Genomic DNA, 23841 nt, shown 5'->3' with positions numbered 1-23841 from the left:
AAAGGACCGGTCACAGCGAGGCCGCCCAATCCCAGTACATCTCGCGAATGCGCTGGGTGACGGGGCCAGAGCCATAGTTCGTGTCTTCGATCGCGGTGACGGGCGTGACCTTGTTCATATTGCCCGACAGGAACACCTCGTCCGCCGTTTTGAAATCGTCAAAGGTCAGGACGGTTTCGTGCACCGTCATGCCATTGGCGCGCATGTTGGCGATGTGCCGCGCGCGGGTGATGCCCGACAAAAAGGTGCCGTTGGCGATGGGGGTAAAGGCCTCGCCATCGCGGATCATAAACACATTGGCGGTGGCGCTTTCGGCGACGTTCCCCAGCGCATCCGCCACCAGAGCGTTGCCAAACCCGCGCGAGCGCACGTCGGTCAGCATTCGGGCGTTGTTCGGGTACAGGCAGCCTGCCTTGGCGTTGCACACGTTGTCCTCGAGGATCGGACGGTGAAAGCGGGTGTAGCCCAGCGTGGTGCTGGCATCGCTTGGGGCCATTGGAATCTCTTCGAGGCAGATGGCAAAGCCGGTTTCTTCGGGCTGCGGGACGATCCCGGTCGCATCGCCGTGGATGCCCCAATACATGGGCCGGATGTAGACCGCGGCCTCTTTGGGGTAGGCTTTCAGCCCCTCCAGCGCGATCTCCATGATCGCCGCGTCGCTTTGCGTCGGCGTCAGCCCAAGCGCGCGGGCCGAGCGGTTGATCCGCGCGCAATGCAGGTCCAGGTCCGGCGTCATCCCATCTACGAACCGCGCCCCGTCAAACACGGTCGAGCCCAGCCAAGCGCCATGATCGGCGGCGCGGATCACCGCCAGATCGCCATCGTGCCAAGTGCCGTTGAAATAGGTGCGGATATTCGTGCCGGTCGCCATCGTGACTTTCCTTTTGTGCCGTACGCGCAGGCTAGGCGTGTCATTGCGAAACGTCCAGACCGAGGGGACAGCCGCCCGATAACGTGATCATGCGTCGCGGATCGGAAACGCGGGGGCCGCAAAAACACCGCACAAGGTCGGGATTGGTCGACGCCCGTGGCGCGCTTCGTGGTTTACATGGCGCCGATACGGAGGGAACGCGCATGTCCGAAACGATCCGCTTTACGCTTGATGGTGAACAGGTCGAAGCCGAAAAGGGAATGACCATCTGGGAAGTGGCCAATGGCCGCGGCCTGAAAATCCCGCATCTGTGCCACAAGCCGCAGCCGGGTTATCGCCCCGATGGCAACTGCCGCGCCTGCATGGTGGAAATCGAAGGCGAGCGCACTTTGGCCGCCTCCTGCATCCGCGAACCGCAAGAGGGCATGGTCGTCAAATCCGCCAGCGCCCGTGCGGAAACCGCCCGCAAGATGGTGATGGAACTGCTGCTGGCCGACCAGCCCGAACGCGAGGCGGCGCACGACAAGTCCTCTCACCTGTGGGACATGGCCGAGGAAAACGGCGTGTCCGAATCGCGCTTTCCGACGGTCGAGCCTGAGCGCATCCCGCTGCTGGACGATTCGCACATCGCCATGCGCGTGAACCTTGATGCCTGCATCCAGTGCGGTCTGTGCGTGCGCGCCTGCCGCGAAGTGCAGGTCAACGACGTGATCGGCATGTCGGGCCGCGGCCATGACGCCTATCCGACGTTCGACCTTGCCGACCCTATGGGCGAAAGCTCTTGCGTGGCCTGCGGTGAATGCGTGCAGGCCTGCCCGACGGGTGCCCTGATGCCCGCCACCGTTCTGGACGACAACCAGCAAGGCGACAGCAAGGATTTCGATTCCGAACAGCAATCCGTCTGCCCGTTCTGCGGCGTTGGCTGTCAGGTCTCGGTCAAGATCAAGGACGGCAAGGTCAAGTCGGTCGAGGGCATCAACGGCCCCGCCAACGAAGGCCGCCTGTGCGTCAAGGGCCGCTTTGGCTTTGACTACATCCACCACCCGCACCGCCTGACCAAGCCGCTGATCCGCCGCGAAGACGCGCCGGAAAAGGGGCTGAACGTGGACCCGTCCAACCCCTGGACCCACTTCCGCGAAGCCACCTGGGAAGAGGCGCTGGACAAGGCGGCCCACGGTCTTCAGGATCTGCGCAGCTACTATGGCGGGCAGTCCGTGGCCGGTTTCGGCTCGGCGAAATGCACCAACGAAGAGGCGTATCTCTTCCAAAAGTTCATCCGGCAGGGCTTTGGCCATAACAACGTCGACCACTGCACCCGTCTGTGCCACGCTTCTTCTGTTTCGGCGTTGATGGAGAACGTCGGCAGCGGCGCAGTAACGGCCACCTTCAACGAGATCGAAAACGCCGATGTGGCGATCGTGATCGGCTCGAACCCGACGGAAAACCATCCCGTCGCCGCGACCTACTTCAAGCAGTTCACCAAGAGGGGCGGCGAGCTGATCATCATGGACCCGCGCGGCACCGCGATGAAGCGGCACGCCAAGCACATGCTGCAATTCCGCCCCGGCACGGACGTGTCCCTGCTGAACGCGATCATGAACGTGATCGTCGAGGAAAAGCTGTATGACCGCCAGTACATCGAAGGCTTCACCGAAGGCTTCTTTGAATTCCGCGACCATATCCGCGCCTTTACCCCCGAACGCATGTCCGAGCTGTGCGGAATCGCTCCCGAGGTGATCCGCGAGGTCGCCCGGACCTTTGCCGGGGCGCAGCGGGCGATGATTTTCTGGGGGATGGGCGTGTCGCAGCACATCCACGGCACCGACAACGCGCGCTGCCTGATCTCGCTGGCGCTGCTGTGTGGGCACGTCGGTCGCCCCGGCACTGGCCTGCACCCGCTGCGTGGTCAGAACAACGTGCAAGGCGCGTCTGACGCAGGGCTTATCCCGCAGTTCATGCCCGATTACCAAAGCGTCACTGACCCCGAGGTCCGGTCCCTGTTCCGCCACATCTGGAAAGGCACCGATCTGCTGGACCAGCCGGGCCTGACCGTGGTGGAAATCATGGACCGGGTGTATCGCGGTGAAATCAAGGGGATGTACATCCTTGGCGAAAACCCCGCCATGTCCGACCCCGACGTGGAACACGCCCGCCGCGCGCTGGCGCAGCTGGATCACCTTGTGGTGCAGGACATTTTCCTGACCGAGACGGCGAACTTTGCCGATGTGATCCTGCCCGCCTCGGCCCTGCCCGAGAAATCCGGCACGGTGACCAACACCAACCGTCAGGTGCAGGTGGCGCGCAAGGTTGTGGACGCCCCCGGCGAGGCGCGCGAAGACTGGGAAATCCTCGTGGCTCTGGCCCGCCGCATCGGTTTGGACTGGGATTACGACGACCCGCGCGAAGTCTTTGACGAGATGAAGATGTCCATGCGCAGCCTGCACCACATCACGTGGAAACGGCTGGAGCGTGACAGCGCCGTGACCTACCCGACCTTTGGCCCCGACGATCCGGGTCAGTCGGTGGTGTTTGCCGATGGCTTCCCGCGCCGTGCGGGCCGCGCCAAGTTCACGCCCGCCCGCGTCACGCCGCCCGCCGAGGTGCCGGATGAGAGCTTCCCGATGATCCTCACCACGGGTCGCCAGCTGGAACATTGGCACACCGGGTCGATGACGCGCCGCGCCACGGTTCTGGACGCGGTCGAGCCAGAGGCGAACTGCTCGCTCCACCCGTCGACCCTGCGCAAGCTGGGCGTCGAGCCGGGCGGTCTGGTGCGCCTGACCACGCGCCGTGGCGCGGTCGAGGTCATGGCCCGCGCCGACCGCGCGGTGGCCCCGGACATGGTCTTCTTGCCCTTCGCCTATGTCGAGGCGGCGGCGAACATCCTGACCAACCCGGCGCTGGACCCGTTTGGCAAAATCCCCGAGTTCAAATACTCGGCGGTGCGGGTCGAAAACCCCGAACAGGTCGCGGCAGAGTAAGTTTTGCCTCATGAAACTGAAGGCGCGCGAGGGGGGCACCCTTTGCGCGCCTTTCTCGTTTGTGATCCCTTTGCGGGCCTGCCACAGTGCCTCGCAAAAGGAGCCGCCCGATGATCCCCGTCAATCCCGACCGTTTCCGGTCTGACCTGCACGCCCTGCGCCAGATCGGCGCGGCGGGGCAGGGCAAAGGGGTGATCCGCCCCGCCTACACTCCCGATGACATCGCCGCCCGCGACTGGCTGGCGGGGCGCTTTGCCGAGGCCGGGCTAGAGGTGGCGTGGGATCCGATGGGGTCTTTGTTCGGCCTTGCGCCGGGGCGCTCGCTGTTGATGGGATCGCACAGCGACACGCAGCCCGAGGGCGGCTGGCTCGACGGGGCGTTGGGCGTGATCGCAGCGCTGGAAATCGCGCGCGCGGCGCAAGAGGCGGGCGGGCCAGCGGTGTCGGTGGTGTCCTTTCAGGACGAAGAGGGGCGCTTTGGCGTGACCACCGGCTCGGCGGCGTGGTCGGGTGCGCTGGACCGTACGGCGGTGGACGGGCTGACCGACCGCGACGGCGTGACGCTGGCGCAGGCGCGCAGCGCCATGGGGCACCGCTTGGGCGATTGGATCGACCCCGCGCGCTTTACCGGCTTTGTCGAGATGCACATCGAACAAGGCCCGCTGCTGGACCAGACCGGCGGCAAGATCGGCGTGGTCGAGGCCATCGTCGGCATCCGCGATATGGTCATCCGCTTTGAGGGTCAGCAGAACCACGCGGGCACCACGCCCATGGCGCTGCGGCGCGACGCCTTTCAGGCGCTGTCGGCCTTTAACACGAAGGTAAATGACCGCTTTGCCAATGTGGTCACCCCGGCGACGGTCTGGACCATTGGCCACGTCGCCTTGCACCCCAATGCGCATTCGGTGGTGCCGGGTCGCGCCAGTTTTTCCATGCAGTGGCGCGACATCGACCCCGACCGCCTGACCCGGATGGAAGTCATTATCCGCGACACCGCCGCCGAGGTGGCGGATGATATGGGCATGGCCGCGGAGTTTGGCTCAATGCTGGGCGTGGCCCCGGTGGCGATGGACGCCGGCTTGCGCGGGCGGCTGTGCGTGGCGGCAGAGGCAGAGACCCCCGGCGCGTGGCGCGAGATGCCCTCGGGCGCGCTGCATGATGCGTCCAACATGGCCCGCCTGATGCCCAGCGCCATGCTGTTCGTGCCCTCCATCGGTGGGATCAGCCACGATTTCGCCGAGGACACCGCCGAGGCGGACCTTGTCACTGGCCTAAAGGTGCTGGCGCGCGCGCTGGGCTAAGCCCTTCGGTCAGCAAAATGCTGCTATGCAGAAAAGCCGCGACGTAAAACCCGCGCCGCCTCGTTAGACCCCTAGAGTGACCAATGAACGGACCTAGGGACATGTTGAGAAAAACGGTATTTTGGGCACATCTGGTGGCGGGGTTTGTCGCGGGTGTGTTCGTGTTGATCATGGCGGTGACGGGCGCTTTGCTGACCTTTGAGGCGCAGATCGAGGATATGGCCATCGCCCAGACGGTGATGGTGCCCGAGGGGGCCGCGCCCCTGACGGCGGACGACATCCTGACCGCCGCAAACGCCAGCGCGGGCCAGACGCTGGTGATCCCGCGCGAAGCCGGGGACGTGGTGAAACTGCAAGCGGGCCGCCAAGCCACGTCCTTGAACCCCTACACGGGCGAGGCCTTGGCGGGCGCACCGGGGGTGGCCAGCTTTTTCGGCGCGGTCGAAGGGCTGCACCGCTGGCTGTCGGCCTCTGGCCGGTCGGACACGGGCAGCTTTCTGGTGGACACCTCGAACCTGATCTTTTTGTTCCTCGTGGCCTCGGGCTTGTACCTGTGGCTGCCGAAAACGTGGCGCTGGGCCAAGGTCAAGCTGAACCTGCTGTTCCGCCGCAACCTGCCGAACGCGCAGGCGCGCGATTATAACTGGCACCATGTGTTCGGCATCTGGGCGCTGGTGCCGCTGTTCGTGATCGTGCTCACCGGGGTCATTATGTCCTACAGCTGGGCCAACGCGCTGCTCTATGCCGCCGCTGGCGAAGAGCCGCCCCAGGGCCGCCCCCGCGCGCCCAGCGTCATGACCGCTGACATGCAGGCGACCTTCATCGAAGGGCAGCCCATGTCCTACGCCGCGCTGGTCGCCGTGGCCACCGAGCAGCGCCCGGACTGGCGGCGTGCGGCAATTGCCTTGCCTTCGGAAGAGGCGGCCTATGTCCAAGTCACCATGGACGCGGGCAACGGCGTGCAAAGCGCCTACCAGACGCAACTGGTCATGGACCGGGTGACGGGTGACGTGGTGGCCGCGCGGACCGGATCGGCCGCAAGCCTTGGGGCGCGGCTGCGCATGTGGGCGCGCTTTGCCCATACGGGGCAGTACTACGGCATCATCGGCCAGACGATTGCTGGCCTGGCGTCCCTGGCTGCGGCGATCCTTGTCTACACCGGGCTGGCCCTGGGCGTGCGGCGGCTGTCGCGGATGTGGCGGCGGCGGCAGTCGCAGATGGCTTGACCGTCAGACCCACTCCACATCGCTGACAAAGATGTAGCCCGCGCCGTAGATCGTCTTGATCAGGCGCGGGTTTTTCGGGTCTTCGTTCAACTTGGTGCGCAGGCGCGAGATGCGCACATCCATGGCGCGGTCAAAGCTTTCGCCCGCGTTGCCGCCAAGGCTCTCTTGCATTTGCGCGCGCGAGATCAGCCGCTTGGGGGCATCAAGGAAGAGGCGCAGGACTTCGCCCTCGGCTTGGGAAAAGGCGGTTTCGATGCCGTCTGGGGCCTCAAGCGCGAACCGGTCGAAATGCGCCGTCCAACCGGCAAAGCGCGCGGTGTTCGAGCTGGCGGCGCGTTTGGGCGTGCGCAGGCGGGCGCGGATGCGGGCGACCACTTCGGCGGGATCGAAAGGCTTGATGATGTAATCGTCTGCGCCAAGTTCCAGCCCCGTTATCTTGTCCTGCGTTTGCGCGCGGGCGGAAATGATGATGACAATCGCCCCCTGTTCCAGCGCCAGACGGTGCACCAGCGACAGCCCGTCTCGGTCGGGCAGGCCGAGGTCCACGAGGCAGACATCGGGGGTGGTGCGGCGCAGGGCGGCTTCGAATTCGGTGGCGCGAGAGAATGTCATGGTCTGGAAACCGGCATCCTGCAACGCGTCCGACAGCATCTCTCGGATGGCCGGTTCGTCGTCGAGGATGGTGACCAAAGCGCTCATGCTCTTGGTGTACCGTGGCCTAGGAATTGTGCAAGGCTGCTTGCGCTAAAGGGCTTGGGTATCAGGCGGCTACGTTGCGTCGCTTGGATGCGGCGGGGGTCATCGGCGGGCAGGGATGTCATCAGGCAGACCGGCAGATTGGGCAGGTGATCGAGCAGCGCAAGGCCGGTCTCGTCGCCCTCGAGAGAGATATCCGAGAGGACCAGAGCGATGTCGAGGCCTTCTGCCAGCGATCGGGCTTCGGGGACCGAGGCCGCCTCGACCACCGTATACCCCAGCGTGGTCAGCATCTCGCGGATGCTGCTGCGCAGGTCGGGGTTGTCCTCGACCAGCAAGACAAGGCCGTCCAGAGGCAGCGGATTGGCGCGGCGCAGGGGGATGCGCAACGTCACCTGCCCGCCGAATTCGGTGTTCGACAGGCGCACCGCGCCGCCCGCCAGTTTTGTCATGTCGTAGACCATGGACAGGCCGAGGCCAGAGCCCTTGGCCCCCTTGGTGGTGTAGAACGGGTCCAGCGCGCGGGTCAGCGATTGCTCGGAAAAGCCGGGGCCGGTGTCCGAGACGGTCAGTTGCAGCCATGTCTTTTGCACCTCGTGGGCGGCGACCTGGATTTCATGGGCGCCCTTGGCCTCGGCGCAGGCGTCGCGGGCGTTGAGGATCAGGTTGAGCAGCGCGTCTTGCAGCATTCCGGGGTCCGCCAGCACCGGGCCGTTGGTCAGATCGTCGGTGCGCAGGGTGATGCGGGCGGGCAGGCTGGGGGTCGCCAGCGTTTCGAGGTCGTGCAGGAAAGGGCCAAGCCGCAGCGCCTTGGGCTGCCACGCGCGCTGGCTGGTGATGTCGGCGATGCGGTGCAGAAGCGTGCCGCCACGCCGCGCCGCGTGCAGGGTGGCCGAGATCAGCGGTTCGGCCTCGGGGGGCAGGTCCATGCGCGCGAGTTTCGATTGCATCCCGAGGATGATGGTCAGGAGGTTGCCGAAATCATGCGCCATGCCAGAGGTCAGCTGGGCGGCGATCTCGCGGCGGCGGGTCTGTTGCAGGGCGGCGCGGATCTGGGTTTCTTCGGTCACATCCTGAGACAGGATATAGACGCCACGTTCCACTGGATCGGGGGTAAAGGCGGCGCGGATGCGGCGCGAAGAGGCCTCGTCGGTGAACTCAAAGGTCGAGGGGCGGCCCTGAAAGGCAGCGTCAAGGTGGGGTTGGACACGCGTGTAGGCGGCCTCCCCAAGTGCGTCCGAGATATGCAGGCCGAGGATCTGCGCGGGCCGTCCGGGCATCACGTCGGCGAGGCGTTTGTTGGAAAAGGTGTAATGCCCGGCGGCGTCGACGCGGGCGATATGGGCGGGCATCATCTGGGCGGTGGTGCGGGTGCGGGCTTCGGTTTCGGCAAGTTCGCGGCGGGCCTGTTCCAGCGCGGCGTTGGCGGCGGCGAGTTGGCGGTTGGTGGCGCTGAGCTCTTCGGAGCGGGTGAGGATTTCTTCGGACAGTAGCTCCGAGCGGGTGCGCAGCAGTTGTTCTTGCGTCTTGGTCTGCGTGATGTCGGTGTAGACGGTGATCCAGCCGCCCTGCGGCAGGGGCGCGCCCTGGACGCTGATCGTCTGGCCGCTTGCGCGGGTGCGTTCCATGTAGTGGGGCTGAAAGGCGCGGGCGGTTTCCTCGCGGTCTTTGACAAAGGCGTCGGGGTCGGGGACGGGGCCGTATTCGCCGCTGGCGACCAGATGGCGGAGCGTATCGGTAAAGCTTGCGCCGGGCCGGGTGAGATGCGCGGGCAGGTCGAACATCTCGCCAAAGCGGGTGTTGCAGACCGCGAGGCGCAGCTGGTCATCGTAGATGGTGATGGCCTGCGGGATGAGGTTTAGGCCTGCTTGGGTCAGCGCGTCGGTCATTGGTTTTTGGTATACTGTCCGGTGTGTGGGCCGTCCTGACGGACGGACGCTCGTCCTGCGGACCACGCCCCACCCACCGTCCCTTGGGCGCTGCGCATCCATGGGCAGGGTAGACCGCGGATTGGGGGAGGTCCAGTTCGGGCTTGACCGAAGGCGTGACCAAGGCTCACCCTGAACACGTTTTACGGGAGTTCTTTCATGACCAAGCAATATCCATTCATCGACATGCACGCGCATTTCTTTAACGGGGCGTATCTACCGCTGCATGGCATCTTGCTGAGTTGGGACGTCAAAGCGTTGTTGGCCAAGCCCGCAGCCCGCCTTTTGCAATCGCTTGTATTCCTGAGCCGTTTTCGCGAGGCGTCTTTGGTGGGCGACCTGCGCCCCGACGAGCAGGAGCTGGTCGACGCCATCCAGAGCGGCGATCCCGACCTGTTGATGAACAGCGCCGTGCGGCGCGCGTTGAAGGTGATCGAGGATCTCAGCGAAGGCAGCTTGGACGATCCCAGCGTGTTCGACCATTTGCGGCAGATCAGCGACGCGATCCGCGATATGTCGCGCTACTTCGAGCTGGATCGTCATGGTGTCGTGCCGGGGACGACCATTCGGAAATCCTTGCACGGCGCCCAGATGGACCGGGACCAACTGGCGCAGGATTTGGCCGAGGTCTTGTTCCACGCCTTGCCAGAGATCGCCGAGGCCGCAGAGCATAGCAGCCTCATGGACCACCACGCCAGTCACGCCGCCAGATCCCCCCACGACGACTACCCGCCATCGCCCGAAGGCTCTGCCCTGATCCAAAAGGGACTGCCGGTGGGGCAGTTGGGCAGCACCAAGCAGCTGTTGTTGTTCGTCATTTCCATGCTGTGTTCCGAACGCACGCGGCTGCGCCTGATCCGGTCGGACTATGCCAAGGGCAAGCCCGCGGACGGTTACGACCCCGAGCATCTGATCAGCCTGCTGCCCGATCTTGGCTCTGCCTACGAAGAGCAACACGGCAAGCTGTTGCCGCCGCGCGTCGATGCCATCCAGCAGATGCGCCGCACGGTGGCGCTGGCGGGGGAAAGCGGCGGGCAGATCGTGCCTTTTGGGTCGGTCGAGCCGTTCTCGCGCGATGCGCATCGGTCGTACTGGCGCGAAAAGGTGGAATTCGGGCGCGAGATGGGGATCACGGGCTTTAAGATCTATCCGCCCAGTGGCTTTCGCGCCATCGACCCCGCCCTGCTGCCCGCGGGGGGGCGCTATGGCCCCGATTACATCACGCCGATCGACCCGCAGCACAGCGACTATTACCAAACCGCGCAGACCTTTCAGAACTTCAGCCGCATCAACGAGGTGATGGAAGAGATCCTGCGCTATTTCTCGGACAACCAGTTGCGGCTGTTCACGCATTGCACGCCCGAAGGCTTTGAGGCGAGGACTGGTCTTGGCGTCAACGCCGACCCGGCCTTTTGGGACATGGCGATGATCCAGTACGAGGCGACGGACCTGTGGTTGTGCCTTGGCCATGGCGGCGGGCACACGCGGTGGGATTGGGGCGGCTGGACCGCGCAAGAGGCGGATTGGCCCAATACCTTTGCCTATAAGGTCGTGGATATGTGCCGCCGCTATCCCAACGTGTACTGCGATTTTGGCTATCTGACCGATATTCTGGGCAAGTCAGAGGCGGCGCAAATCCGGCGGGACCGGATGTTGGAGCGGCTCGAGGCGCTGCTTCTGGATACCGAGACAACGGCGGAGCACCCGTATAAATTCAGCGACAAGGTGGTGTTTGGCACCGATTGGTCCATGCCGCACATGATCGGCGAGACGCGCGCCTATCTGGATGCTTTCCTTGCTTTTTTTGACCGCTCGCCCGCTTTGGCGGCGCGCGCTCCGGCGTTTTTTCACGGCAATGCGCGGCGCTATCTGGGGATGCCAGCGGTGGGCTAGGGCACGCGTTTCGGCGCTTTGTTACAATTCGTTAGATTTGGGAAATCATCCGGAAAAAGTTGACCGTAACGCTGGGTCTCAACCTTGGTGGGCAACAGAATCGCAAAAGCGGTCGGGCCCCCTGAGGCCCAAAGGAGAGTGCCGGCCCGTCTGGCATTGGGAGGAAGAATTTTGGCATATTTGGCTGAGGGCGTGGCTGGGCTGCGCTCTGTCCCTGCGCTATTGGATCGCAACGCGAAAGAGTTTGGCGACGCGCCGGCCTATCGCGAAAAGGAATTCGGCATTTGGCAAAGCTGGACCTGGGCCGAGGCGAAGGATGAGATCGAGGCGCTGGCCTTGGGCTTGCTCAACCTTGGTGTGAACCCCGGCGATCACGTGGCGATCATTGGCCGTAATCGTCCGACGCTGTACTGGTCGATGGTGGCGGCGCAGATGTGCGGGGCGGTGCCGGTGCCCTTGTACCAGGACGCCGTGGCCGAAGAGATGGAGTACGTACTGGGCCACTGCGGCGCGCGCTTTGTCATCGCGGCGGATCAGGAACAGGTCGACAAGGTGATCGAGATCCAAGAGGATCTGCACCAGTTCGAGCATATGATCTATGTCGACCCGCGCGGGATGCGCAAATACGACCACACGCGCTTGCACGAATACAGCCATGTGCAGGCGCAGGGGCGCGCCGCCTATGACGAGTTCATCAAGGAGCTGGAGCGGCGCAAGGCGGCGCTTGATTACGACAGCACTTGCGTGATGCTGTACACCTCGGGGACGACGGGCAAGCCCAAGGGCGTGGTCTTGTCCAACCGCAATATCATCGAGAGCGGCAAGGCTTCGGCGGAGTTCGATAACCTGAAACGCGGGGATGAGGTCTTGGCCTATCTGCCGATGGCTTGGGTCGGGGATTTCATCTTTTCCATCGGGCAGGCGTATTGGACGGGGTTCTGCGTGAACTGCCCCGAAAGCGCCGAGACCCTGCTGACCGACCTGCGCGAGATCGCGCCGAGCTATTACTTTGCGCCGCCGCGGATTTTCGAGACACAGCTGACGCAGATCATGATCCGCATGGAGGACGCCAGCCCCACCAAGCAGCGCATGTTCAAATATTTCATGGACCACGCGCGCAAAGTTGGCCCGGCGATCTTGGACGGCAAAGAGGTCAGCTTTGGCGACCGGATGAAATACGCGTTGGGCGAGTTCCTTGTCTATGGGCCGCTGAAGAACGCCATGGGGTTCAGCAAGGTGCGCGTCGGTTACACGGCCGGTGAGGCGATTGGCCCGGAGATTTTCGACTTTTACCGCTCGCTGGGGATCAACCTGAAACAGCTGTACGGCCAGACCGAGGCGTCGGTGTTCATCACTGTTCAGCCCGATGGCGAAGTCCGCAGCGACACGGTGGGCGTGCCCGCGCCGGGGGTCGAGCTGCGCATCGCCGAGAATGGCGAGGTGTTCTATCGCTCGCCCGGTGTTTTTGTCGAGTATTACAATAACCCCGAGAGCACGGCGGGCACCAAGGATGCCGAGGGCTGGGTGGCGACTGGGGATGCGGGCTTTATCGAGGAGAGCAGCGGGCATCTGCGGATCATCGACCGCGCCAAGGATGTGGGCCAGATGGCGGACGGATCGCTGTTTGCGCCGAAATACGTCGAGAACAAGCTGAAGTTTTTCCCCAACATCCTCGAGGCCGTGGTCTTTGGGAATGGCAAGGATCGCTGCACGGCGTTTATCAATATCGACCTGACGGCGGTGGGCAACTGGGCCGAGCGCAACAACATCGCCTATGCGTCCTATCAGGAACTGGCGCAGCACCCGCAGGTGATCGAGACCGTGCGCGCCCACGTCGAAGAGGTGAACGCCTCGGTGGCCGAGGACGAGATGCTGTCCGGTTGTCAGGTCCACAGGTTCTTGATCTTGCACAAGGAACTGGACGCTGACGATGGCGAGATGACCCGCACCCGTAAGGTCAAGCGCAAGGTGATTGCCGAGAAATACGCCGATCTTTTGACGGCGCTCTATGACGGGTCGGACACGGTCTACACCGAGACGGAGGTCACCTACGAGGATGGCCGCAAGGGCAAGATCAAGGCGACCTTGACGCTGTGTGACGCGAAGGTGGCGCCTGTGTCCCCGCGTGCGGTGGCGGCGGAATGACGGCCCGGAGGCGCGGCGCGCGGCGAGAGCGGGCAATGGATATTTGTAAAGAGAAGAAGCAGGGGGCGTGATGCTGGATCAGAGCGAAGGATACGTCACCGCCGACGGGCGCCAGATTGGCGGCGTGCTGATGGAGATGAAGAACATCACCCTCAAGTTCGGTGGGGTGACGGCGATTTCGGATATCTCGTTTGATATTCACGAGGGGGAAATCCGGGCCATCATTGGTCCGAACGGCGCGGGCAAGTCATCGATGCTGAACGTGATATCGGGGTTTTATACGCCGACGATTGGCGAGGTTTGGTACAAGGGGGCGCAGCGGCCTGCGATGAAGCCCTATGAGGTGGCGCGGATGGGGGTCGCCCGGACGTTCCAGAACATTGCCTTGTTCGAGGGGATGACCGTGTTGGACAACGTGATGACGGGACGCTTGACCCATATGAAGGCGGGGATCGGCGCGCAGGCCCTGTGGTGGGGCAAGGCGCAGCGCGAAGAGATCGAAAACCGCGAGATCGTCGAGAAGGTCATTGATTTCCTTGAGATTCAGAACATCCGCAAAACGCCGGTTGGGCGCTTGCCCTATGGTTTGAAAAAGCGGGTCGAGCTGGCACGGGCGTTGGCCGCAGAGCCGTCGCTGCTGCTGCTGGATGAGCCGATGGCGGGGATGAACGTTGAGGAAAAAGAGGACATGAGCCGCTTTATCCTGGATGTGAACGATGAATTCGGGACGACCATTGCCTTGATCGAACATGACATGGGGGTGGTCATGGACCTGTCCGACCGCGTGGTCGTGATGGATTACGGGCGCAAGATCGGCGACGGCACCCCCGACGAGGTGCGCAACAACCAAGACGTCATCGACGCCTATCTGGGGGTGGCACATTGACCGGGCAAAGGGCTTTTGAGGAGGAGCAGGGATGCTGAAGGATATTTTCGTAACGCCCTTCGCGGACATGTTTTCTGCGCCGGACTTTTTGTTGCAGGTGCTGTGGGAAGGGCTCGTATCGGGGGTGCTTTATGCGCTGATCGCGCTGGGGTTCGTGTTGATTTTCCGCTCAAGCCGGATTTTCAACTTTGCCCAAGGGATTATGGTGGTGTTCGCGGCGCTGACGCTCGTGGGTTTGCACTCGTTCGGCATCCCGGCGTGGATCAGCGTGGTCTTGACGCTGGGGGTGATGTTCGTCTTGGCGGTCAGCATTGAACGGGTGGTTTTGCGCCCCCTGGTGGGGCAGCCGGACATTATCCTGTTCATGGCGACCATCGGCATCACGCTGTTCCTGATCGGCTTTGGCGAGATCATTTTCGGCGGTGAAAACAAGGTGATGATCAGCGAAGAGCTGGGCATTCCCACCGGCGACACGGTGCTGGAGCCGTGGGGCGGGCTGCTGATCTTGCAGCATCTCGACATGACGGTGGTTGTGGTGGCGGTGGCGCTGGTGGGCGGATTGCTGGCCTTCCTGAACTACACCCAGATGGGGCGGGCGATCCGCGCCTTGGGCGATGACCATCAGGCGGCCTTGTCCGTGGGGATTTCGCTGCAAACCGTCTGGGTTCTGGTGTGGTTCATTGCCGGGATCATCGCCTTGGTGACCGGGATCGCATGGGGCGCGCGGGCGGGCGTCAGCTTTGCCCTGGAGGTGATCGCCTACAAGGCGCTGCCGGTGCTGATGCTGGGGGGGCTTGAGTCCATCACCGGCGCGATCATTGGCGGGCTGCTGATCGGCATCCTTGAAAAGCTGTTCGAGATTTACTGGGGCCAGCCCTTGCTGGGGGGCAACACCGAGACGTGGTTTGCCTTTGTGCTGGCGCTGATCGTGCTGCTGTTCCGGCCCCAGGGGCTGTTCGGGGAACGCATTATCGAACGGGTCTAGACTCTCGCCCGGTCTGTCAAAGGACGAGGCCGGGCGAGAGGTTTCAAGGAACGAGGAAAGCCAGAGGTTGGGTAGATGGCAAAGATTATCGCAGTTTTGAACGTTGTGGCGTGGGCCGGCTTTTGGGCCTTTGGCTATCTGGCGCTGACCACCCCGCCCGAGGAGGGCAGCCGCATGACGGTGGCCTTGCTGCTGGCGGCAGGGGGCGCGGCGGTGGGCATCTGGGCTTACCTCTGGGTGGTCCGGCACAGCGAGCAGACCGGCTATGCCAAACCCAGCGCCAGCCGCGCGCGCTATGAAGACGACGATGGGCTGACCGGCTGAACCCAGCCAGTCAGGGGAGGAGAGCGGGCCACACGCCTGCCAAAAGGAAGAATGACGGATGCTGTATAGAACCGCCGGACAATTCAAGACGAGCTACGCCAAGGATCAGGCCCTGTTCCCGATCAAGCAGGATGCGTTCCTGCTGGGGGTGATCTTGGTCTTTGCTTGGGTGATCTTTCCGCTGACCGCGAGCGAGTTCACCTTTCAGACGCTGCTGATCCCGATCTTGATCTATTCGCTGACGGCGATGGGGCTGAACATCCTGACGGGCTATGCCGGGCAGCTGTCGCTGGGGACGGCGGCGTTCATGGGCGTCGGCGCCTATGCCTGCTACAAGATGATCACCATCATGCCGTGGATGAACCCCATCGTGGCGATCCTGCTGTCGGGGGTGTTCAGCGCCGGGGTGGGCGTGGCCTTTGGCATCCCGAGCTTGCGGATCAAGGGGTTTTACCTGGCGATTGCGACACTGGCGGCGCAGTTCTTCCTCGTGTGGCTGTTCGAGAAATGGGCGTGGCTGTACAACTACAACGCCTCTGGTGCGATCCAGGTGCCGAACCTCGAGATGTTTGGGGTTTACGTGGCGGGGCCGCAGGCGTCTTCGGTGGTGCAATACTACGTGGTGTTGTTCATCGTCTGCCTGTTGACCATGGTCTGCATCAACCTGACGCGCGGCACGCTGGGCCGGACGTGGAAGGCGACGCGTGACATGGACATCGCCGCAGAGCTGATCGGCATCAACCTGATGAAATCCAAGCTGACCGCCTTTGCCGTGTCGTCCTATATCGTCGGCGTGTCGGGCGCGCTGTTCGTGTTCATGTGGCGCGGGGCGGCAGAGCCGAACCTCTTCGACATTCCGCTGAGCTTTCGCATCCTGTTCATCGCGATCATCGGCGGGCTCGGCTCGATCATGGGCAACTACCTGGGCGCGATCCTGATCGTCGGTCTGCCGGTGGTGCTGAACCTCTTGCCGAACGCGCTTGGCATTCCGATTGACAGCGCCACGGTCGAGCATCTGAACATCATGATCGTCGGCAGCCTGATCGTGTTTTTCCTGATCGTCGAGCCGCACGGGCTGGCGCAGCTTTGGCGGCTGATCCGCGAAAAGCTGATCATCTGGCCGTTCCCGCATTGATTTACCAGAGGTGGGGTCAAACCCACCCGACCGCCGGGGCGCACGCGCCCTTGCTCAACAGAAGTGACACTTATTCTCAGGGAGGAGATACCATGAAACACTTCACCAAGCTGGCCATTGCGGCGGTTGTCGCGGGCATCACCGCGGGCAGCGCCATCGCGCAAGAGCTGTACGCGCCGAACCTTGCGTATCGCACCGGGCCGTTTGCGGCGACGGGCATTCCGCTGATGAACGGTCAGGCCGACTACCTCGCGATGCTGAACGCGCGCGATGGCGGTGTGGGCGGCGTGCCGGTCAACGCCGAGGAATGCGAGACCGGCTATTCCACCGAAAAAGGCGTGGAGTGCTATGAAAAGACCAAGGACCGGTCCATCGTGACCCAGCCGTGGTCCACCGGCATCACGCTGCAGGTGCTGCCCAAGACCAACATCGACATGATCCCTATCCTTGCGCCGGGCTATGGCTTTAGCCCGATGATGGACGGCAAGACGTTCCAGTGGGCCTTCAACGCGCCTGCGGGCTATTGGGACGCCGCCGACATGATCATCCAGTTCATCGAAGGGCAGGGCGATCTGAACGGCAAGAAGGTGGCGTTCTTGCACCTTGACCACCCGTTCGGCAAAGAGCCTCTGCCGGTGCTGGAAGCCGCCGCCGAGGCCAAGGGCTTTGAGCTGGTGCCGATCCCGGTCGGTCTGAAAGAGATGCAGAACCAGTCGGCGCAGTGGTTGCAAATCCGCCGCGAGCGTCCTGATTACGTGGTCATGTGGGGCTGGGGCGCGATGAACGCCGGTGCGATCACCGAAGCGGTCAAGACCAAGTTCCCGATGGAGAACATGATCGGCGTGTGGTGGTCCGGCCACGATGCGGACCTTGCGATCGTGGGTGACAAGGGCAAGGGCTACAAGTCCATCTCTTGGTCCTTCCCGAATGCTGATGCGCCGGTCATGGCGGACATCCAAAAGCACGTGATCGACGCGGGCAAGTCGCAGACCAATGACGCCGAGATGTCGGGCGTGTTCTATGGCCGCGGGATCATCATCTCGGCGATCTTGGCCGAAGGCATCGCTTCGGCGCAGGCGCATTTCGGCACCGGCGAGATCAACGCAGAGCAGCTGCGCTGGGGGCTGGAGAACATCAACATGACCGAAGAGCGGATCAACGAGCTGGGCCTGAATGGCATGGTCGCGCCGTTCTCGACCTCTTGTGGCAACCACACCGGGCACTCGGGCGGCTGGATGCTGGAGTGGGATGGCGCCAAGTTCGTCAAGGTCTCTGACCACCTGATGCCGAACGTCGACAGCTATGCCGAACTGGCCAATGCCAAGGCGGCGGAATACGCCGAGGCCAACGCGCCGTGGCCGGTCAATGAGGACTGCGGCGGCTAAGGGCTGACCTGTCCGGCGGCGGCGCGCGGGTCGCCGTCGGAATTTTGGATATTTTTAAAGAGAAGAAGCAGGGGGCGGTGCCCTTTGACCGATGGGAGCGCGAGATGCTGGATGGCGTGAAGAGCGATGAGACCTTGCTGGAGGTCAACAATATCGAGGTGATCTATAATCACGTGATCCTTGTGCTCAAGGGGGTGAGCCTGACCGTGCGGCAGGGGGGGATTACGGCGCTGCTCGGCGGCAATGGCGCGGGCAAGACCACCACGCTCAAGGCGATTTCGAACCTGTTGCATTCCGAGCGCGGCGAGGTGACCAAGGGGTCGATCGTCTACAAGGGCGAGCGGGTGCAGGATCTGGACCCGGCGGCCTTGGTCAAGAAAGGCGTCATCCAGGTGATGGAGGGGCGGCATTGCTTTGAGCATTTGACCGTCGAGGAGAACCTCTTGACCGGGGCCTATACGCGGCGCGATGGCAAGGCGGCGGTCGCGGCGGATCTGGAGATGGTTTATGACTATTTCCCGCGTTTGAAGGAGCGGCGGAAGTCGCAGGCCGGGTATACCTCTGGCGGCGAGCAGCAGATGGTTGCCATTGGACGGGCGCTGATGTCCCGCCCCGAGACGATTTTGCTGGACGAGCCGAGCATGGGCTTGGCCCCGCAGCTGGTGGAGCAGATTTTCGAGATCGTGAAGGCGGTGAACGAGGGCGAGGGGGTGTCTTTCCTTTTGGCCGAGCAGAACACCAACGTGGCGCTGCGGTATGCGCATCAGGGCTATATCCTTGAGAACGGGCGCGTGGTGATGGAAGGCACGGCGCAAGAGCTGCGCGAGAACCCGGACGTCAAGGAATTCTACCTCGGGGTGTCGGACGAGGGGCGCAAGTCGTTCCGCGACGTGCGGTCTTATCGGCGCCGCAAGCGGTGGCTCGCGTAAGATGCTGTGCAACATCATCGACCACCGCAAGCGCCGCCACCGTTGGCGCAACGTCGTCGGCCTTGTGGAGGCGACCTATCAGGACAATGGCGCGGCGGATGCCGATCAGGCCGAAGGGCATCCGGGCCTCGTGCTGTGCGAAGAGCGCAAAGGCCTGACCTTGGCCGAGGCCGTGGCCTGGGCGCAGGGGTTCGACGTGGATGTGACCTTGTTTATTTACGATGGAGAAGAGTGACCATGAAAGCCGTTTTGACCGCCGCCGTGATGGCCTGTCTGGCCGCGCCCCTGTGGGCCGAAGACCTGTTCGTGCGCGAGCAACTCAGCGCCCAGCCGCTGAGCGATGCGCAGGACATGGTGGTGATCGTGTCCAAACTGACGCTGAAGCCCGGCGGGCGCATCCCGTTGCACACCCATCCGGGTGATGAACACGCGGTGGTGGTGCAGGGCGGAACGGCCTTGATGCCCAACGGAAAAGAGGTAGAGTTCTCGTCTGACATGGCGCTGTTCTTTTCGGCGGGCGATGTGCATGGCGGCGTCACCAACCACGGCGACGCGGATATGGTGATTTTGACGACCCATGTCGTGAATGCGCTAGAACCGTTCGAGACATTGGCTGAATAAGTCGATGGGCGTCGCAGGGACATATCGCGCAAGGGCGGTCCGGCAGAGGGCCGCGCGCGCAACGAACGCCCCAAGGGGCAAGACGGCGCAGGCCGTCCGTGGGCGGTCCCTGAGGGAGGACGGGGGCCGCCCATGATGACCGCACAGCCCCTGACCTTAGCTTGTGGTTTCCCGGCGCATCTCTTCGATGCGGGCCAGCGCTTCGGCGCGGGTGTTGCGGATGTTGGGGCTAAAGTCCTGACTCTCGGACCGTCTGCGGATTTCGGCGGCGGTTTCGGACCCCGGCGCGTAGCGCACCGACCCAAGGCTGTAACGCAGGTTCAACCGCTTGCCGCGAAAGGCGTACTGCACCCACGCGCCGGGCATGATCTGGCAGTCGGTGTTGTCGATCAAAAAGAACCACTTGTCCTGTCCGCTGGCTTTGATGCGCTCTTCGATGTGGTCGTAAAAGTCGTTCACATCGCGCGAGTGGTGAAAGATGAAGCCCGAGAAATCAAAGTTCAGCACCTGCGCGTCGGGGTCAAAGCGCAGGCGGCGGGTGAATTCGGCGGTGGTGTAATTGGGCGCGTGCAGCACCTTTTGGGTACGCTTTGTCGGCATCCGGTCCAGCCGCGCCACCGCGTCGTCGCGGTTGGTGAAGAGGTTCGGGTCAAAGGCGTCGGTGCGGGCCGCGCGTTCAATCTGGGCCGCCGTCTCGGGCGAGGCGTCAAAGCGCACCGAGCCCATGGAATGCGCCTTGTTCAGGGCGCGCCCCCGGATCGAATAGGTCACCTAGGCGGGCGGGTCGATGCGCGTGCCGTTCAGGTTGACCAGAAAGAACCACAGGTCTTCGCCGCTGCCACGGATGCGGTCTTCGATCCGGTCGTAAAAGCGGTTCACCGTGGCGGAGCTGTCGAAATGAAAGTCGGAAAAGTCCGCCTCCATGATTTGCCTGTCCGGGTCGAACCGAATGCGGGGGTCGAATTCATGGGGCATGTGGTGGGCTCCTCCTTCCCTGTGGTGCGACAACCTAAAGGGGTATCTCGCGTCGTGCCTTGCTCCAGATCAACGCGCGTTGCGCCGCGTGCCGGGGGCCGGGCGGCGCACAACGGACTTCACAAACGGAGGGTGGCATGAGCACCTATTTCGATTCGCTTGAAACGCGTTCGCGCGACGAACGCGAGGCCGCCCAGCTACAGGCGCTGAACGCGCAACTGGCCAAGAACGGCATGGACGCGGCGGACAGTCTGGCGGCGCTGGCGGGGCTGCCGGTGCTGCGCAAGGCCGAGCTGTCGGCGCGGCAGGCGGAAAACCCGCCCTTTGGGGGCTTGCCCGTGTCGAACCTGGCGCATGTGTTCCAGTCGCCGGGGCCGATCTATGAGCCGGGCGGGGTCAGCCACGACTGGTGGCGCATGGGGCGCTTTTTGCACGCTTGCGGCATTGGGCAGGGCGATATTGTGCAGAACTGCTTTGGCTATCACCTGACGCCGGCGGGTATGATCTTTGAGAGTGGTGCGCGGGCGGTTGGCGCCGCCGTGCTGCCTGCCGGGACGGGCCAGACCGAGCTACAGGCGCGGGCGGCGCGCGACGTGGGGGTCACCGCCTATGCGGGCACGCCCGATTACCTCAAGGTGATCCTTGAGAAGGCCGACGAGATGGGCTTTGAGCTCAAAATCACCCGTGCGGCGGTGGGCGGCGGGGCTTTGTTCCCGTCCTTGCGCCAGTACTATGCCGACCGGGGGATCGCGTGCTTGCAGTGTTACGCCACCGCCGATCTGGGCAACATCGCCTATGAGAGCCCCGCGCAAGAGGGGATGATCCTTGACGAGGGAGTCATCGTCGAGATTGTCACCCCCGGCACCGGCGATCCTGTGGCCCCCGGCGAGGTGGGCGAGGTCGTGGTGACGACGCTCAACCCCGATTATCCGCTGATCCGCTTTGCCACGGGCGACCTGTCCGCCGTGCTGCCGGGTGAAAGCCCCTGCGGGCGGACGAACACCCGCATCAAGGGCTGGATGGGCCGCGCCGACCAGACCACCAAGATCAAGGGCATGTTCGTGCGCCCCGAGCAGGTGGCGCAGCTGGTCGCCAAACACGCCGAGATCGCCCGCGCCCGTGTGATTGCCGACCGCGACGGCGAGATGGACGTGATGACCGTGCGAATCGAAACCGAGGCCAGCGATCCTGCGGCCTATGAGGCCACCATCGTCGACGTGCTCAAGCTCAAGGGCCGGGTCGAGCTGGTCCCGATCGGCGGATTGCCGCGCGATGGCTTGGTGATCGAGGACATGCGCAGCTACGACTGACATTCCCCTTGCTCCAAGGCGCGCGTGGCGTACCTTTTGGGGCAGGAGGAACCGTCATGCGTAAACTTGCCCCCTTTGTTCTTGGTCCAGTTCTGGGTCCGGTCCTTGGCCCTGTCCTAGGCCTGTGGGCGTCCACCGCGTTGGCCGCGGGCGACGCGCTGGTGATCGGCAACAGCCAATTCAACGCCGTGCAGACCTTTTTGGGCGCGACCCGCGTGGGCGTTGCCGCCGAGGCCATGACCGAGCGCGGCTTTGACGTGGCATCGGTGCAGGACGCGGACGGGCAGGCAATGCGCGCGGGCTTTGCCGATTTCGTGCGCGCGCTCGAGGGGGACGACGGCCCGGTGGTGGTGATCCTCGCGGGGGCCTTTGTGCACGCGCCGGGGGGGACGTATCTGCTGCCGACCTCGCAGGCGCAAGACGTGGACGAGGCGACCGCGCTGTCCCAGGGCTTTGCGCTGGATACGGTGATGGCGATCCTTGCGCGCTATCCGGGGCGGGCGCTGCTGGTGCTGGGCGAAACCCCGGCAGAGCCGCAGGTTGGCCCCTATCTGAGCGCCGGGATCGGCCCGCTGGACATCCCTCAAGGTGTGACGGTGGTGCGGGGGCCGGCGGCGGATGTGGCGCGCTTTGCCGCGCGCGATCTGATGCGGGTGGATGCGCCCTTGGTGCCTGCGGCCAAGCGCTATGAGCTGGACGTGCAGGGCTTTGCCCCCGCCGCGCTGGTGCTGCTGCGCGCGGGTGACGTTGGGGGTCGCCCCGAGACGCCACCCGCGCCGGTAGATACCAGCGCCGACGAGGCGGCTTGGGTGCTGGCGCAGCGCAGCGACACGGCGGACAGCTACCGCGCCTACCTGCGCAATTACCCCGAGGGGCTGCATGCCTCTGCCGCCAGCCAGCGCGTCAAGGCCATCGAGGCAGAGCCGTTCTACGCCGAGCGCCGCGCCGAAGAGGCGTTGGACCTGACGCGCGATGCGCGCCGCGAAATCCAGCGCGACCTGTCGATCCTCGGGTACAACACGCGCGGGATCGACGGGATATTTGGCCGGGGCACCCGCGCCGCTGTCACCCAGTGGCAGACCAAATCGGGCGAGGTGGCCAGCGGCTACCTGACCCGCGCGCAGATCACCCGTCTGGATGCCCAAGCCGCCCGCCGTGCTGCCGAGCTCGAAGAAGAGGCGCGCCGCAAGCAGGCCGAAGCGGATCGGGCCGAGCGGGTCTTTTGGTCCGAGGTCGAAGGGGTGGGCGATGAGGCGGGGCTACGCGCCTATCTGGAACGCTACCCCGAGGGGATCTTTGCCGAAGAGGCCAAGGGCTATTTGCGGGCCATCGACGAGCGCCGCGCGGATCGCGCCGCCGCGCAGGACCGACGCGATTGGACGCGGGCGGACACGCTGAACAGCGTGGCGGGCTATCGCAGCTACCTGTCGGCCTGGCCGCAGGGGGCGTTTGCCAACGAGGCGCGGATGCGCATCAACCAGCTGGACCGCGAAGAGGCGCAGGACCGAGAGGCGGTGCAGGCGCGCGCCGAAGAGCAGAGCCTGAACCTGAACGTGGTGGCGCGGCGCTTGGCCGAGGCGCGGCTGGGGCAGCTGGGGCTGGAGCCGGGGCAGGTGGACGGGAGCTTTGACCAAGACACCCGGCGCGCGATTCGCAAGTACCAGGAAACGCGCGGGCTGCGGGTGTCGGGGTTCCTTGACGAGCAGACGGTGGTGCGGTTGCTGGCCGATGGTGTGCTGGGCGGGCGGTAGCTTGTCGGGCCTGATGGCCCGCCGCGCAACATGGGCCTGATGGCCCGCCGCGCCACCCAGCCGTTGGGCAAACCAAGCTACAGGCAAAACAAAAAGACCGCGGCCCATGTGGCACGCGGTCTCTTCATATCCGTTCGGATGCGTGGTTTAGCCCTGACGAGCTTTGAACCGACGCTGCGTCTTGTTGATCACGTAGACGCGGCCCTTGCGGCGCACAACGCGGCAGTCGCGGTGGCGCTTCTTGAGCGAGCGGAGCGAGTTTGCAACCTTCATGGTCATCTCCTGTCGTTCGCGGCGCGCGAGCGCCAATGTTGCGGCCAATACCCTGCAATCGGTTTAGGTTTAACCCAAACCGTGCAGGGCAGTGAATTCATGGTGCGCGATACTGGGATTGAACCAGTGACCCCTTCGATGTCAACGAAGTGCTCTACCGCTGAGCTAATCACGCCTATGGCCTGCGCTTGTGTCCGTGCCTCTTGTTGCCAAGTGGCTCAGATGT

At 63.9% G+C, this 23841-nt stretch carries 21 protein-coding genes and 1 tRNA gene; 15 read left to right on the top strand and 7 right to left on the bottom strand.

Going from position 1 to position 23841, the window contains the following annotated elements; translation table 11 throughout:
• Positions 1–10: 10 nt before the first annotated feature.
• On the bottom strand, positions 11–871 hold the full coding sequence (locus B9A11_RS02215; protein ID WP_058245984.1) for a branched-chain amino acid aminotransferase: 861 nt from the start codon (positions 869–871) through the stop codon (positions 11–13).
• Positions 872–1074: 203 nt separating this feature from the next.
• Here B9A11_RS02215 and fdhF point away from each other — a divergent pair, with 203 nt between their 5' ends.
• From fdhF to B9A11_RS02200, 3 genes are all read left to right on the top strand, one after another.
• On the top strand, positions 1075–3852 hold the full coding sequence (fdhF, locus tag B9A11_RS02210; protein WP_058245985.1) for a formate dehydrogenase subunit alpha: 2778 nt from the start codon (positions 1075–1077) through the stop codon (positions 3850–3852).
• A gap of 110 nt (positions 3853–3962) precedes the next feature.
• Entirely contained in the window at positions 3963–5153 is a 1191-nt protein-coding gene (locus B9A11_RS02205) for a hydantoinase/carbamoylase family amidase (protein ID WP_058245986.1), read from the top strand.
• 101 nt (positions 5154–5254) lie between these two features.
• Positions 5255–6379 (top strand): PepSY-associated TM helix domain-containing protein, encoded by a 1125-nt coding sequence (locus B9A11_RS02200; RefSeq protein WP_058245987.1) that lies wholly within the window; start codon positions 5255–5257, stop codon positions 6377–6379.
• A 3-nt stretch (positions 6380–6382) separates the two neighbouring features.
• Here the strand turns inward: B9A11_RS02200 and B9A11_RS02195 are convergent, their stop codons facing one another.
• Complete coding sequence (locus tag B9A11_RS02195) at positions 6383–7078, bottom strand: response regulator transcription factor (protein ID WP_058245988.1); 696 nt, start codon at positions 7076–7078, stop codon at positions 6383–6385.
• On the bottom strand, positions 7075–8964 hold the full coding sequence (locus B9A11_RS02190; RefSeq protein WP_058245989.1) for a hybrid sensor histidine kinase/response regulator: 1890 nt from the start codon (positions 8962–8964) through the stop codon (positions 7075–7077). Before B9A11_RS02190 ends, B9A11_RS02195 begins: the two co-directional genes overlap by 4 nt.
• A 198-nt stretch (positions 8965–9162) precedes the next feature.
• Between B9A11_RS02190 and B9A11_RS02185 the strand changes: the two genes are divergently transcribed.
• The 10 genes from B9A11_RS02185 (at position 9163) to B9A11_RS02140 (ending at position 19306) form a co-directional block, all read left to right on the top strand.
• A complete protein-coding gene (locus tag B9A11_RS02185; RefSeq protein WP_058245990.1) occupies positions 9163–10896 on the top strand; it encodes an amidohydrolase family protein in 1734 nt (577 codons plus the stop codon).
• 180 nt (positions 10897–11076) lie between these two features.
• A complete protein-coding gene (locus B9A11_RS02180) occupies positions 11077–13041 on the top strand; it encodes an AMP-binding protein (RefSeq protein WP_058246412.1) in 1965 nt (654 codons plus the stop codon).
• A 70-nt stretch (positions 13042–13111) separates the two neighbouring features.
• Complete coding sequence (locus B9A11_RS02175) at positions 13112–13927, top strand: ABC transporter ATP-binding protein (RefSeq protein ID WP_058245991.1); 816 nt, start codon at positions 13112–13114, stop codon at positions 13925–13927.
• Positions 13928–13958: 31 nt separating this feature from the next.
• The gene (locus B9A11_RS02170) at positions 13959–14912 is read left to right on the top strand and encodes a branched-chain amino acid ABC transporter permease (RefSeq protein ID WP_058245992.1); all 954 of its coding nucleotides are present in this window, start codon (positions 13959–13961) and stop codon (positions 14910–14912) included.
• 75 nt (positions 14913–14987) lie between these two features.
• Positions 14988–15236, top strand: coding sequence for a hypothetical protein (locus tag B9A11_RS02165; RefSeq protein WP_058245993.1), 249 nt, complete (start codon positions 14988–14990; stop codon positions 15234–15236).
• A gap of 58 nt (positions 15237–15294) precedes the next feature.
• Positions 15295–16371: a branched-chain amino acid ABC transporter permease gene (locus B9A11_RS02160; protein ID WP_058245994.1), complete on the top strand. Its 1077-nt coding sequence runs from the start codon at positions 15295–15297 to the stop codon at positions 16369–16371.
• Positions 16372–16463: 92 nt separating this feature from the next.
• Positions 16464–17756, top strand: coding sequence for an ABC transporter substrate-binding protein (locus tag B9A11_RS02155; protein ID WP_058245995.1), 1293 nt, complete (start codon positions 16464–16466; stop codon positions 17754–17756).
• Between the two features lie 104 nt (positions 17757–17860).
• Positions 17861–18685 carry an ABC transporter ATP-binding protein gene (locus B9A11_RS02150; protein ID WP_058246413.1) on the top strand — a complete coding sequence of 275 codons (825 nt, stop codon included), beginning with the start codon at positions 17861–17863 and terminating at the stop codon, positions 18683–18685.
• Position 18686: 1 nt separating this feature from the next.
• Positions 18687–18920 (top strand): hypothetical protein, encoded by a 234-nt coding sequence (locus B9A11_RS02145; RefSeq protein ID WP_058245996.1) that lies wholly within the window; start codon positions 18687–18689, stop codon positions 18918–18920.
• Between the two features lie 2 nt (positions 18921–18922).
• Entirely contained in the window at positions 18923–19306 is a 384-nt protein-coding gene (locus B9A11_RS02140) for a cupin domain-containing protein (protein ID WP_058245997.1), read from the top strand.
• A 156-nt stretch (positions 19307–19462) separates the two neighbouring features.
• On the opposite strand, the gene B9A11_RS02135 is transcribed toward B9A11_RS02140, so the two are convergent.
• Both B9A11_RS02135 and B9A11_RS02130 read right to left on the bottom strand, forming a co-directional pair.
• Positions 19463–20077: a hypothetical protein gene (locus B9A11_RS02135; RefSeq protein WP_058245998.1), complete on the bottom strand. Its 615-nt coding sequence runs from the start codon at positions 20075–20077 to the stop codon at positions 19463–19465.
• On the bottom strand, positions 20078–20281 hold the full coding sequence (locus B9A11_RS02130) for a hypothetical protein (RefSeq protein WP_058245999.1): 204 nt from the start codon (positions 20279–20281) through the stop codon (positions 20078–20080).
• 137 nt (positions 20282–20418) lie between these two features.
• On the opposite strand from B9A11_RS02130, the gene B9A11_RS02125 reads away from it, so the two are divergent.
• On the top strand, positions 20419–21591 hold the full coding sequence (locus tag B9A11_RS02125) for a phenylacetate--CoA ligase family protein (RefSeq protein WP_058246000.1): 1173 nt from the start codon (positions 20419–20421) through the stop codon (positions 21589–21591).
• A 56-nt stretch (positions 21592–21647) separates the two neighbouring features.
• Positions 21648–23342: a peptidoglycan-binding domain-containing protein gene (locus B9A11_RS02120; protein ID WP_058246001.1), complete on the top strand. Its 1695-nt coding sequence runs from the start codon at positions 21648–21650 to the stop codon at positions 23340–23342.
• A gap of 147 nt (positions 23343–23489) precedes the next feature.
• Here B9A11_RS02120 and ykgO read toward each other — a convergent pair whose 3' ends face one another.
• A complete protein-coding gene (gene ykgO, locus B9A11_RS02115; protein WP_007792261.1) occupies positions 23490–23615 on the bottom strand; it encodes a type B 50S ribosomal protein L36 in 126 nt (41 codons plus the stop codon).
• Positions 23616–23715: 100 nt separating this feature from the next.
• A tRNA-Val gene (locus B9A11_RS02110) sits at positions 23716–23790 on the bottom strand.
• Positions 23791–23841 lie beyond the last annotated feature (51 nt).

It is taken from the genome of Tropicibacter naphthalenivorans (assembly GCF_900176475.1).
In the GTDB taxonomy this organism is placed as follows: Bacteria; Pseudomonadota; Alphaproteobacteria; order Rhodobacterales; family Rhodobacteraceae; genus Tropicibacter; species Tropicibacter naphthalenivorans.
Note: the sequence above shows the minus strand (reverse complement) of the source record. Positions and strands in the feature narration are given on the sequence as shown.